This window comes from Dactylosporangium sp. CS-033363, assembly GCF_050942475.1.
Lineage (GTDB): Bacteria > Actinomycetota > Actinomycetes > Mycobacteriales > Micromonosporaceae > Dactylosporangium.
Window position 1 is genome coordinate 5,138,165 of sequence record NZ_CP192032.1, and the last position, 11,881, is coordinate 5,150,045.

Sequence of the window (11,881 nt, forward strand, 5' to 3'; positions counted from 1 at the left end):
TAGGATTAGTCGGCTATTGCTCTCCGGCACGACGGAGGTCCCATGTCCAAGCTGCCCCGCTCCAGCCGTCTGGCCAGTCCGGTCGACACCGCGGCCCACGGCGAGTACCGCATAGTCAGAGCCCCCGATGACCCCCGGCCGCTTTACCGGTTCACCGGCCGCGTCGACGACGACCCCCAGCCAGGCAGGTACCACCTCTACGCGGGCTGGTTCTGCCCGTGGTCGCAGCGCGTCACCATCGCCCACGCCCTGGCCGGGCTGGGGGACGTGGTGACGGTCTCGTTCGTCGACAACGCCCGCGACGGTCGCGGCTGGGCGTTCCGCGAGCGCTACGGCCCCGACCCGGTCAACGGCTTCACCCTGCTGCGCCACGCGTACGAGGCGACCGAGGAGGGCTTCGACGGGCACGTCAGCGTCCCGGCGCTGTGGGACCGCGACCAGGCCCGCGTGGTCAGCAACGACTTCGCCGGCATCGGCATCGACCTGGCCACGAAGTTCGGCAAGGTGGCCACGCCGGTGGTCGAGACCTATCCCGAGCAGCTCCGCGCGGAGATCGAGGCCACCGACGTCACCATCGACACCGCCGCCAAGCTGACCGCCCTCGACCAGCGGCTGGCCGGGCGGGCATACCTCGTCGGCGGGGTGCTCACCGAGGCCGACATCCGGCTGTGGGTGCACCTGGCCCGGCTCGGGCCCCGCCTCGCCGAGTACCCGAACCTGCACCGCTACGCCCGGAACCTGTACCGGATCCCGGCGTTCCGCGACACGACGGACTTCAGCACGTACCCCCACCCGGATTGGTCCCTGGCATGAGCGAAACCCTGCATCTCGCCGTCGCGCTGGACGGCGCCGGCTGGCACCCCGCGGCCTGGCGCGACCCGTCCGCGCGGACCGAGGAGCTGTTCACCGCCGGGTACTGGGTGCGGCTGGTGCGCCGGGCCGAGGCCGGAACCCTGGACTTCGTCACCGTCGAGGACTCGCACGGCCTGGCCGCGGGTGGCGTGCGCGGGCACCTCGACGCGCTGCTCATCGCCACCCGGGTCGCCCCGCTGACCTCGCACATCGGGCTGGTCCCGACCGTGCTGACCGACACCACCGAGCCGTTCCACGTGTCCACGCAGCTCGCCACGCTGGACTACGTGAGCGGCGGGCGGGCCGGGTGGCGGGCCCGGGTGTCCACTGTGGAGGGAATGGCCGAGATCGCCGACCACGTCGGGGTGGTCCGGCGGCTCTGGGACAGCTGGGAGGACGACGCCGTCATCCGCGACGCCGCCACGGGACGGTTCGTGGACCGGGACCGGCTGCACTACATCGACTTCGTGGGGGAGCACTTCAGCGTCAAGGGGCCCTCGATCACGCCCCGGCCGCCGCAGGGACAGCCGCTCGTGACCGCGCTCGCGCACGCCCGGCCGGTCTACGAGTTCGCGGCGTCCTCGGCCGACCTGGTGTACGTGACGCCCGCCGACCTCGACGACGCCCGGGCCGTCGTCGCTGAGGTCCGCTCGCTCTCGGCGGACATCCTGATCTTCGCGGACCTGAACGTGTTCCTGGACCCGGAACGCAAGCAACGCCTGGACGCGCTGGCCGCGTTCGACAGCGACGCGGCGGTCTACACAGGGGATACCGAAGGTCTCGCCGACCTGCTGCTCGCGTGGCGGGGCGCGGGGATCGACGGGTTCCGGCTGCGGCCCGGGGTGCTGCCGGCCGACCTCGACGCCATTGTGGACGGTCTCGTGCCCGAGCTGCGGGCCCGGGGCGCGTTCCGCGACGCCTACACCGCGACGACCCTGCGCGGGCATCTCGGGCTGGCCCGGCCGGCCAACCGCTACGCGGAGGCCGCGGCATGAGCCGGCAGGTGATCCTCGGCGCGCACTTCCCCGGCGTCAACAACACCACGGTGTGGAGCGACCCGGCGGCCGGCAGCCAGATCGCGTTCGAGTCGTTCCGCCGCCTCGCGCAGACCGCCGAGCGCGGCCGGTTCGACTTCTTCTTCCTGGCCGAGGGGCTGCGCCTGCGCGAGCAGCGGGGCCGCATCCACGACCTCGACGTCGTCGGGCGGCCCGACAACCTGACCGTGCTGGCCGGACTTGCGGCCGTCACCACCCACCTCGGGCTGACCGGCACCTTCAACTCGACGTTCAACGAACCCTTCGAGCTGGCCCGCAAGCTCGCCTCGTTCGACCACCTGTCCGGCGGGCGGGCCGGGTGGAACGTGGTCACCTCCTGGGACGCGTTCACCGGCGAGAACTTCCGGCGCGGGGGGTACCTGGACCGCGCCGACCGCTACTCCCGCGCCGCCGAGGTGCTGGAGACGGTCCGCGAGCTGTTCGGCACCTGGGCGGCCGACGAGATCGTGGCCGACCGGGCCGGTGGAGTGTGGTCCCGGCATGCCGAGCCGGGCGCGTTCGTCCACAGGGGACGGCACGTCGACATCGCCGGGCACTTCCCGATCCCGCGCAGCCCGCAGGGCCGGCCGGTCATCCTGCAGGCCGGCGACTCCGACGCCGGCCGCGAGTTCGCCGCCCGCGACGCCGACGCGATCTTCTCCCGGCACGGCACCCTCGGGGAGGGCAAGGCCTTCTACGCCGACGTGAAGGGCCGCCTCGCCCGGCACGGCCGCAAGCCGGACGACCTGAAGATCCTGCCGGCCAGCACCTTCGTCCTCGGCTCGTCCGAGTCCGACGCCCGCGAGAAGGCCCGCCACATCCGCCGCCTGCAGGTCAGCCCGCAGACCGCGATCCTGCTGGCCGAGCAGCTGTGGAACAAGGACCTCAGCGACCACGACCCGGACGGCCCGCTGCCGGTCTTCGACCCGGTCCCGGACCAGGACTCCATCATCAAGGGCCGGGCCGGGATGTTCGCCGACCCGGTGGCCACCGCCCGGCAGTGGCGCGCCCTCGCGGAGGAGCAGGGGCTGAGTCTCCGCGACGTCGTGATCGAGGTGACCGGCCGGCAGACCTTCGTCGGTACCGCGGAAACCATCGCCGCCACCATCGACGACTTCGTGCAGCAGGGCGCGGCCGACGGCTTCATCCTCGTCCCGCACATCGTGCCCGGCGGCCTCGACGAGTTCGTCGACACCGTCGTGCCGCTGCTGCAGGAGCGCGGCGTCCTGCGTACCGAGTACGAGACCACGACGCTGCGCGGACATTTGGGGCTGACGTCATGAAATTCCTGGCCATCACCCTCATCGTCCACGACGGCCGGAAGTCGCCGCGGGACCGGCTGCGCGAGGTCGTCGACAACGCCGTCCTCGCCGAGCAGCTGGGCTTCGACGGGTTCGGCGTCGGCGAGCGGCACGAGCGGCCGTTCATCTCCTCGTCGCCGCCGGTCGTGCTCAGCCACATCGCGGCCCGCACCAGCACCATCCGGCTGTTCACCGCCGTCACCACGCTGAGCCTGCTCGACCCGGTCCGCGCCTACGAGGACTACGCGACCCTCGACAGCCTCTCCGACGGGCGGCTGGAGCTCATCGTCGGCAAGGGCAACGGCGCCGCGCAGGCCCAGCTGTTCCACGTGACCGCCGACGACCAGTGGGACCGCAACCGGGAGGGCTACGAGCTGTTCACCCGGCTGTGGCGGGAGGACAGGGTCACCTGGTCGGGCCGGTTCCGCCCGCCGCTGACCGACGCCGAGGTGCTGCCCCGCCCGCTGCAGCGGCCGATCCGGATCTGGCACGGCAGCGCGACCAGCAAGGCGTCGGTGGAGCTGGCCGCACAGTACGGCGATCCGCTGTTCTCGGCCAACGTCACCAACCCGGTCGAGCCGTATGAGGAACTCGTGAACTACTACCGTTCTCGCCTCGCGTTCCACGGCCACGACCCGGCCGCCGCGCTCGTCGGCGCGGGGTCGGCGGGCCTGTACGTGGCGGAGCGCTCGCAGGACGCGATCGAGGCCTACCGGCCGGTGTTCGAGGCGCGCCGCCGGTTCGGTCCGTCGGTCTTCTCGTCGCTGGAGGACGCGATCGAGCGCGGTTCCACGCTCGTCGGGAGCCCGCGGCAGATCGTCGACAAGGTCATGCGGTACCACGGCCGCCTCGGTCATGAGGTGATGCACGTGCAGGCCGACGCCGACGGGCTCACCGACAAGCAGCACCGCGCCTCCCTGGAGCTGTTCCAGGCCGAGGTCGCCCCGGTGCTGCGCCGCGAGATCCCCAGCCGTCCGTTCCCCGCCCCGGTGGTGCCCGCATGAGCGTTCCACTGTCCATTCTGGACCTCGCCCCGATCAGCTCCGGCTCCGACGCCGGGGCGGCCCTGCGCGCGAGCGTCGCCGTCGCGCAGCGGGCCGAGACCCTCGGCTACCACCGGTACTGGGTCGCCGAGCACCACTTCGCGCCCGGCGTCGCCAGCGCCGCCCCGGCCGTGCTCATCGCGCTCGTCGCCGCCGCGACCGGCCGCATCCGGGTCGGCTCCGGGGCCGTGCAGGTCGGCTACCAGACGCCGCTGTCGGTGGTCGAGCAGTTCGGGCTCGTCGACGCGGTCTACCCGGGCCGCGTCGACCTGGGCCTCGGCCGCTCGGGTGGCAAGCCGACCCCGGTGACCGAGACCGCCGACCGGGTCGTGGACGGGCTGCTGATCCCGGCCCCGTTCGACTTCTCGAAGCTGGCCGCCGGTCCCCGGTTCGCCGCCTACGCGGGACTGCTGCGCCAGCCGGGGGCCGCGCCGGCGCCGTTCGCCGAGATCGTCGACGACATCCAGGCCCTCATCGCCGGTACGCTCACCCGCGACGGACTCGACCTGCACGCGACCCCGGGCGAAGGTGCCAAGACCGAGCTGTGGATCCTCGGCTCCAGCGGCGGGGAGAGCGCGCGGGTGGCGGGGGAGCGGGGCCTGCCGTTCGCGGCCAACTACCACGTGGCCCCGTCGAACGTGCTGGAGGCGGTGGAGTCCTACCGTGCCGCGTTCCGGCCCTCGGCGGTGCTCGACCGGCCGTACGTGCTCGTCTCCGCCGACGTCCTCGCCGCCCCGACCGAGGAGCGGGCCCGGTATCTGGCGTCGCCGTACCGGCACTGGGTGCGCAGCATCCGCACGGGCACGGGCGCGATCCCGTATCCGACCCCGGCCGAGGCGGCGGCGCTGCCGTGGAGCGACGAGGACCAGGCCCTGGTCCGCGACCGGCTCGACACGCAGTTCGTCGGGACGCCCGCGCAGGTGGCCGCGCGGCTGGAGACACTGCGCCGGGTCACGGCGGCGGACGAGCTGCTCGTCACCACCATCGCCCACGACCCGGCGGACCGCATCCGCTCCTTCGAGCTCCTGGCCGGCGCCTGGTTCTAGAGGTCGCCGTGGAAGAGCACGCCGTGCAGCAGGGTGGAGAGCTCGCCGGCGTCGCCGACCGGGGCGGGAAAGTCGACGCGATGCCAGACGCCCGCCCCGGTGGCCACCGTGAACCCGTACCGGTCCAGCCGCATCGGCACCGCCCGCTTCACGGGAGTGCCGGCCGCGGCGAGCCGGGTCCGCAGGTACGCCCCGATCTCGGCCGCGTGGTGCCCGGCCAGGTCGGCGAGCAGGTGCTGCTCGTCCTCGTGCAGCGGGTCGGGCTCGCCGGCGGCGTAGCCGGCGTTGTCGAGCACGTGCCAGGTGTGCTGGTGGCGGACGCGGACCTGCTGGACCTCGACGCGGTACAGCGCCGCGCTCACCCCCACGTCGAGCAGGTCGGCGACGGGGTTGGCCCGCGCGAACGCGTGCGCGGCGGCCCGGCCGGCGACCGGGTCGAGCCGCACGGGCAGCCCGGTGACGCGGACCCGCCCGAGGCTCGGCGAGCCCGGCAGCGGCGGATGGTCGTCGACGGTCAGCACCACGGGCACCTGCCGCCGGGCCAGCCCGGCCAGGTCCCGGTCGACGCCGCTGCCGGTGCGGGCCAGCAGCAGCGGCCGCCCCTGCTCGTCGGCGGCGTGCGGCACGGGCAGCGCGTCGAACGAGGCGGCCGCCTTGACCGTCCCGGCCACGCGCCCGAACGCCAGCGTCCGCGCAATCTCAAACAGCGTCGGCCCCACGGCGGCCACCCCCAGTCGGTCGAGTAAGGGCAGCCTAACCTAAGCCGTCGGCTTCAGTCGAGGAGCCGCTCGCTCACATCCCACAGGCGGCGGGCGTCGGCCGGGTCGAGCATGGCCGAGTTCGCGTCGGACGGGATGCTGTCCGCGGTCAGCGGCCGCACCTCGTCGTCGAGCACGGCCACGTCGCTGTCCTTGAGGTACACCCCGCCCATGCCGGCGAGCAGCGGGCTGGCCGCGCCGAACACGAGCGTCGCCGCGCCCTGCTCGATGGTCTTCTTGCCGGCCGCCGGGTCGATGACCGTCGTGCCGTGCTCGTCGACGAGGCCCTGCGCGCGCAGGGACTCCAGCCGCTCCCCGGTGTGCGGGCCGGGGCCGACCACCACGCCGGGGTGGGCCGCGAAGGCGCGGATGCCCTCGCCGGCGAAGCGGCGGTCCAGCTCGACGGTGAACAGCACGTTGGCCCGCTTGGCCTGCGCGTACGCGACCACCGGGTCGTAGCCGGACGCGAAGTCCAGGTCGTCCCAGCGGATCTCGCCGAACCGGGCCGCCCCCGAGGTCACGTTGAGCACGCGTGCGCCGCCCGCCGCGCGCAGGGCCGGCAGCAGCGCCAGGGTGAGCTGGAAGTGCCCGAGGTGCGCGGTCGAGAACTGCAGCTCGTGGCCGCGGGCGTCCAGCCGCAGCGCCGGATGGAACTGCAACGCCGCGTTGTTGACGAGGATCTGCAGCGGGCGGCCGGCGTCGTTCCAGCGGGCGGCGAACGCGTCGACCGAGGCCGGGTCGGTGAGGTCGAGCCGCTCGACCCGCACGCCGGGGATGCCGCCGACGGCCGCCGCCGCCCGCTCGGGGTCGCGCGACGCGACGGTCACGGTGGCGCCGGCCGCGGCGAGGGCGCGGCTGACCTCCCGGCCGAGCCGGCCGTGCCCGCCGGTGACGATCGCCTCCCGCCCGCCGAGGTCGACGCCGTCCAGGACGTCGGCCGCGGTGGAGGCGGCGGTGAACGGGGTGGGCAGCGGTGCCTGGGAAGTCGTCATATGTCCAGTCTTATCGCCGGCACCCGGACGCGGAATCATTGTGAGTCCCGATTTCATGCGTCAGAGTACGAAGCATGCTCACCACCGACGCCCTGTCCGACGTCTTCGAACAGGTCGAGGTCCGCGGCGTGATCACCGGCGGGTTCGCGGTGCGCGGGCCGTGGGCCTCCCGCCACGCCATCAACCGGCCGCTGAAGCTCGCCGCGCTCGTCGCGGGATCCGCGCGGCTCAGCGTCGACGGCCCGGGCGGCCCCGGCGGGCCGGTCGACCTCGCGCCCGGCGACGTCGTGCTGCTCAACCACCGCACCTTCCTGGACATTCGCGGCGGCCGGGGCGACGGCCCGCCGGCCGACCTCGTCCCGGAGCTGGGCTTCGACTCGATGGCGCTGGCCGCGGCCGACCTGGCCACCGACGACGTGCTCGTCGGCGGGTGGGTCGAGGTCAACCCGGCCGGGCTGGAACTGCTGCGGACCGCGCTGCCCGGGCTCGTCCACGTCCGCGCCCGGACCCCGGCGGCGTCCCGGCTGGCCGCCCTCGTCGGGCAGCACTTCGTCGAGGCCTCCAGCGGGCGGCTCGGCTCCGCGTTCGCGATCCGGCAGAACGGCCAGCTGATCCTCCTCGAAGTCCTGCGCGCGTACCTCGAGCAGGAGCAGCCGCCGACCGGGTGGCTGCGGCTGCTGGCCGACGAGCCGCTCGCGCCGGCGCTGCGGCTCATGCACGAGCAGCCGGGCCGGGCCTGGGAGCTGGCCGAGCTCGCCCGGGCCGCCGGCATGTCCCGGACCAGCTTCGCCGCGCGGTTCCGCACCGTCGCCGGCACGCCGCCGCTGACGTACCTGGCGCGGTGGCGGATGGTGCTCGCCCAACGGGCCCTGCGCAACCCCGACGTGCGGGTCGGAGCGCTCGCCGCCGAGCTCGGCTACGGCTCCGAGAGCGCCTTCAGCACCGCGTTCAAGCGCGAGATCGGTGAATCCCCGCTGCGGTACCGCCAACGCCTGAGCACCCCCCGCCCTGCGTAGACTGCCCCGTCGTGACCATCACTCCCACGCCGTTCGACGCCGCCGTCGCGCTGTTGCAGGACGGCCGGCTCGTCGAGGCCGAGGCGCTCATGGTGCGCGAGGTGCAGGCGGTGACCGCCCGGCACGGCGCCGGTACCCCGGCATGGGCCTCGGTGCAGTGCGACCTCGGCAACGTGCTCATCAATGCCGACCAGGTGCCCCGCGCCATCGAGTGCTACCGCGCCGCGGTGTCGGTGTCGCCGCGCGACTTCCCGGAGTTCCACAAGGACCACCTGACCTACGTGAGCAACCTCGGCGGGGCGCTGCGGATGGCCGGGCGGCTCGACGAGGCCGAGGCGGAGCTGCGCCGCGGCGCCGAGGAGCGGGCCGCCTTCTACGGGCGCGACCACGCGGGGTACGGATTCGGCCTGGAACCCCTCGCCGAACTGCTGCTGGACCGCGGCGACCTCGCCGGCGCCCGCGCGGTCGCCGGGGAGATGGTGGCCAACCTCGACGCCGCCCGGCACCCGCGGGTCGTGGTCGCGATGGCGCTGCGGGCCGAGATCGTGCGCGCCCAGGGCCCGGCGGAGCCCGCGTTCGCCGGCGCCGAGCGGCTGCCCGCCGAGCTGGTCGAGGAGCTCGCCGGGGCCGTGCTGGCCCGCTCCGGCGCCGGGCGGCCGCTGCTGAGCGAGCTCGTCGCGCTGCTCGAGGCCCGGCTCGGCCCCGACCACCGGGCCACCCTCGCGACCCTGTCCCGCATCGCGAACCTCGGCCGGGACAGCGGCGACCAGACCGGCCGGATCGAGGCGATCCAGCGGGTCCTGGCCTCGCACGACCGCCAGGGCCAGGCCGAGGCGGCGCTCCAGGTCGCGCTGGGCCTGGCCCTGGCGCACGGCGACGCCGGCGACAAGGAGGCGGGCCTGCGCGCGTACTCCGGGGCGTACGAGCGCGCCACCCGCCTCGGCCGCCCCGAGCTGGTCAGCCAGGTCCTGCGCAACTGGGGGCTGGCCCTGCAGGACGCCGACCGCCCCGCCGACGCCGAGCGCGCCCTGGCCGACGCCGTGCGGGCCGCCGAGACCGGCGCCGACTACGAACTGCTCGGCCGCGGCCGGATCGCGCTCGGGCTGTTCCTGCAGCACCAGAACCGCCTCGGCGAGGCCCGCGGCGTGATCGAGCAGGGCCTGGCCGTGCTCGACCCGGTCCACCCCGACGCGATGATCGGCCGCAGCCACCTCGGCGCCGTGCTGGAGGGCCGCACCTGCGGCTGCGGCGACATGCCGGACACGATCGCCCGGGCGTACCGCGAGTTCGTGCTGAGCAAGGTGCCGCGCGGCCTGCTGGCCGACGTCCACGTCGAGGTGACCGGCGGCGACTTCCGGGTCAACGTCGAGCTGTCCCGGGAGCCGCAGCAGGCGGAGCTGGAGCGGCTCAACGAGGTCATGCAGTCCGCGTACGCCGAGTTCCGCCGCCGTCTCGTGGCGTCCTGACCGGCAGCGGGCCGGCGGCGCGGTGCACGAAGGCCGGCGGCAGGTTGCGCCACACCAGCCGGCTCGTCGCCGTGACCGCGAAGCGCCGCCCCAGCTCGCCGGCGAACCGGCGGGCGGGCGGCGTCCAGGCGGCGTGCGCGTAGGCGAACGTGGCGAACATGCCGTCCGGGGCGAGCACGGCCGTGACGGCGTCGAGGATGCGCGCCCGCACCGGCGCGGCCATCACCGTCCACGGCAGCCCCGAGACCACCACGTCGACCGGGTCCAGGGCCAGTCCGGTCAGGTCGGCGGCGGAGCCGGGCACGATCTCGACGGGCTCCCGTTCGTACCGCCGGGTCAGCCGCTCCGCCAGCCGCCCGTTCAGCTCGACGGCGACGACCCGGGTGCCGGGCGCGACCCGGCGCAGGATCTCGTCGGTGACCACGCCGGTGCCGGGACCCAGCTCGACGACGGTGCGGGCCCGCTCGAGGCCGAGGCCGCCGGTCATGCGCCGGGCCAGCGCGGGTGAGCTGGCGGCGATCGCGCCGGTCGTCAGCGGGCGGCGCAGGAACTCGGTGAGGATGGACATGGCGGCGACGCTAGGAGCGGCGGCCGTCACCGGTCGTCGTCCCGGCCGGCCGTCCACGTCCTCCCGCGGGAGTACCGTCGACGCCGTGCTCGCCGTCCTGCTCGCGCTGCCCGCGCTGCTGAACCCGCCGGCCGGAAGGGCACTCTGGGTGCAGGCCGTCATCCTGGCCGGCCTCGTGCTGCCGCTGCTCTGGCGCCGGCGCCGCCCGGGCGCGATGACCGCCGTCGTGCTCGTCGCCGCCTGGGCCGGGCTGCTCAGCCACGCGTGGGCCGAGCGGTTGCCCCTGGCGCACCTATCGATGCAGATCATGTTGTACACCCTGATCGTGCGCGGCCGCCGCCGGACCGGTGCCGCCGCCGCAGCCGCCGCGGGCGCCTTCTTCACCGTCTGGGCCCTCGGCACCGGGGCGGACGCCGGGTGGAGCGTGCTGACCTACGCGCTGTCGCTGGCCACGGTCTGGCTGCTGGCCGAGCTGGTGCGCGCCCGCCGGGCGTACGTCGGCGCCGAGCGGCGGGCCCTCGTGCGGGCGGCGGCGGCCCAGGAACGCGCCCGCATCGCGCGGGAGCTGCACGACGTGCTCTCGCACAGCGTGAGCGTGATGGTCGTCAACGCCGAGGGGGCCCGGCTGATGCGCCACACCGACCCGGCCGTGGTGGACCGCACGCTCGACCTGGTGAGCACCACCGGCCGGGCGGCACTGGCCGACCTGCGGCGGCTCCTGACGGTCATGGACGGGGACGCTCGTGCCCCGCAGGACCTGCACCGGCTGACGGACGGCATCCCGGGCGCCACGCTGCGGATCACCGGCAGCGCGTCGGGCGTGCCGGCCGAGGTGGTCGAGCAGGCGTACCGGATCGTCCAGGAGGCCCTGACCAATGCGGTGAAGTACGCCGGGGCCACCGCCGACGCGCTGGTCGACCTCGGCGAACCCGGGCCGGGCCGGGTGCTGCGGATCGAGGTCCGCGACGCCGGTGCCCGCGGTGGCGAGCCGCGGCTGCCGTCGTCGGGGCGCGGCCTCGCCGGGATGCGCGAGCGGGTCTCGGCGCTCGGCGGCACGCTCGACGCGGGGCCGCTGCCGGAGGGCGGCTTCCGGGTGCTCGCCGTGCTGCCGCTCGTCACAGCGGATCCACAGGTGGGTGCCGACAGGATGGGCTGATGACCGACCGTGCGCCGTCCCGCGTCCTCGTCTGCGACGACCAGGAGCTGATGCGGATGGGGCTGCGCATGGTGGTGGACAGCCAGCCCGACCTGAGCGTCGTCGGCGAGGCGGCGGACGGGCCGGCCGCGGTCGCCGCCGCGGTCGAGCACCGGCCGGATGTGGTGCTGCTGGACGTACGGATGCCGGGTCTTGACGGGGTGAGCGCGGCGGCCCGGATTCGCGCCGCGGTGCCCGCCACCCGGATCCTGATGATTACGACGTTCGATCTGGACGAGTACGCGTTCGGGTCCCTGCGCGCGGGCGCCGACGGCTTCCTGGTGAAGGACGCGCCCGCCGCCGAGATGCTGGTCGCGATCCGCGGCGTCCTGCGCGGCGACACGATCCTCGCGCCGTCGGTCACCCGCCGCCTGCTGGACCGGCACGTCGCTGATCCGCCGCCGGACGCCCGGCTGTCGCGGCTGACCGAGCGCGAGCGGGAGGTGCTCGGCCTCGTCGGGCGGGGCCTGAGCAACACCGAGATCGCCGACCGGCTCTTCCTCGGCGAGACGACGGTGAAGACCCACGTCCGCCGGATCCTCGGCAAGCTGCAGGTCCGCGACCGCATCGGCGCCGTCGTCCTGGCCCACGAGCACCGGCTCCTATGATC

Annotated in this window: 12 protein-coding genes; 9 read left to right on the forward strand and 3 right to left on the reverse strand. The window is 74.6% G+C overall.

The genetic code is table 11. The features are described from left to right. Nucleotides 1–42: 42 nt before the first annotated feature. Genes ACQPZ4_RS23830 through ACQPZ4_RS23850 form a run of 5 tightly spaced genes read left to right on the forward strand, consistent with a single transcriptional unit; the run spans nucleotide 43 to nucleotide 5,276 of the window. The gene (locus ACQPZ4_RS23830) at nucleotides 43–813 is read left to right on the forward strand and encodes a glutathione S-transferase C-terminal domain-containing protein (RefSeq protein WP_433065189.1); all 771 of its coding nucleotides are present in this window, start codon (nucleotides 43–45) and stop codon (nucleotides 811–813) included. Then, nucleotides 810–1,847, forward strand: coding sequence for an LLM class flavin-dependent oxidoreductase (locus tag ACQPZ4_RS23835; RefSeq protein WP_433065192.1), 1,038 nt, complete (start codon nucleotides 810–812; stop codon nucleotides 1,845–1,847). The genes ACQPZ4_RS23830 and ACQPZ4_RS23835 overlap by 4 nt, the downstream gene beginning before the upstream one ends. Continuing rightward, the gene (locus ACQPZ4_RS23840; protein ID WP_433065195.1) at nucleotides 1,844–3,169 is read left to right on the forward strand and encodes an NtaA/DmoA family FMN-dependent monooxygenase; all 1,326 of its coding nucleotides are present in this window, start codon (nucleotides 1,844–1,846) and stop codon (nucleotides 3,167–3,169) included. The genes ACQPZ4_RS23835 and ACQPZ4_RS23840 overlap by 4 nt, the downstream gene beginning before the upstream one ends. Beyond that, nucleotides 3,166–4,191, forward strand: a complete 1,026-nt coding sequence (locus tag ACQPZ4_RS23845; RefSeq protein WP_433065197.1) for an LLM class flavin-dependent oxidoreductase — start codon at nucleotides 3,166–3,168, stop codon at nucleotides 4,189–4,191. The genes ACQPZ4_RS23840 and ACQPZ4_RS23845 overlap by 4 nt, the downstream gene beginning before the upstream one ends. After that, entirely contained in the window at nucleotides 4,188–5,276 is a 1,089-nt protein-coding gene (locus tag ACQPZ4_RS23850; RefSeq protein WP_433065200.1) for an LLM class flavin-dependent oxidoreductase, read from the forward strand. Before ACQPZ4_RS23845 ends, ACQPZ4_RS23850 begins: the two co-directional genes overlap by 4 nt. On the opposite strand, the gene ACQPZ4_RS23855 is transcribed toward ACQPZ4_RS23850, so the two are convergent. Next, nucleotides 5,273–5,995 carry a DUF2470 domain-containing protein gene (locus ACQPZ4_RS23855; RefSeq protein WP_433065203.1) on the reverse strand — a complete coding sequence of 241 codons (723 nt, stop codon included), beginning with the start codon at nucleotides 5,993–5,995 and terminating at the stop codon, nucleotides 5,273–5,275. The two genes, ACQPZ4_RS23850 and ACQPZ4_RS23855, sit on opposite strands and share 4 nt — an antisense overlap. Nucleotides 5,996–6,048: 53 nt before the next feature. Beyond that, the gene (locus ACQPZ4_RS23860) at nucleotides 6,049–7,026 is read right to left on the reverse strand and encodes an SDR family NAD(P)-dependent oxidoreductase (protein WP_433065206.1); all 978 of its coding nucleotides are present in this window, start codon (nucleotides 7,024–7,026) and stop codon (nucleotides 6,049–6,051) included. 74 nt (nucleotides 7,027–7,100) lie between these two features. Here ACQPZ4_RS23860 and ACQPZ4_RS23865 point away from each other — a divergent pair, with 74 nt between their 5' ends. Both ACQPZ4_RS23865 and ACQPZ4_RS23870 read left to right on the forward strand, forming a co-directional pair. Continuing rightward, the gene (locus tag ACQPZ4_RS23865; protein ID WP_433065208.1) at nucleotides 7,101–8,042 is read left to right on the forward strand and encodes an AraC family transcriptional regulator; all 942 of its coding nucleotides are present in this window, start codon (nucleotides 7,101–7,103) and stop codon (nucleotides 8,040–8,042) included. A gap of 11 nt (nucleotides 8,043–8,053) precedes the next feature. Further along, the gene (locus ACQPZ4_RS23870; protein WP_433065211.1) at nucleotides 8,054–9,508 is read left to right on the forward strand and encodes a tetratricopeptide repeat protein; all 1,455 of its coding nucleotides are present in this window, start codon (nucleotides 8,054–8,056) and stop codon (nucleotides 9,506–9,508) included. Here the strand turns inward: ACQPZ4_RS23870 and ACQPZ4_RS23875 are convergent. Beyond that, entirely contained in the window at nucleotides 9,459–10,076 is a 618-nt protein-coding gene (locus tag ACQPZ4_RS23875; RefSeq protein ID WP_433065214.1) for a class I SAM-dependent methyltransferase, read from the reverse strand. The genes ACQPZ4_RS23870 and ACQPZ4_RS23875 overlap by 50 nt on opposite strands. Here ACQPZ4_RS23875 and ACQPZ4_RS23880 point away from each other — a divergent pair. After that, a complete protein-coding gene (locus ACQPZ4_RS23880) occupies nucleotides 10,075–11,232 on the forward strand; it encodes a sensor histidine kinase (protein ID WP_433065217.1) in 1,158 nt (385 codons plus the stop codon). The two genes, ACQPZ4_RS23875 and ACQPZ4_RS23880, sit on opposite strands and share 2 nt — an antisense overlap. Beyond that, entirely contained in the window at nucleotides 11,232–11,879 is a 648-nt protein-coding gene (locus tag ACQPZ4_RS23885; protein ID WP_433065219.1) for a response regulator, read from the forward strand. The genes ACQPZ4_RS23880 and ACQPZ4_RS23885 overlap by 1 nt, the downstream gene beginning before the upstream one ends. Nucleotides 11,880–11,881: the final 2 nt, after the last annotated feature.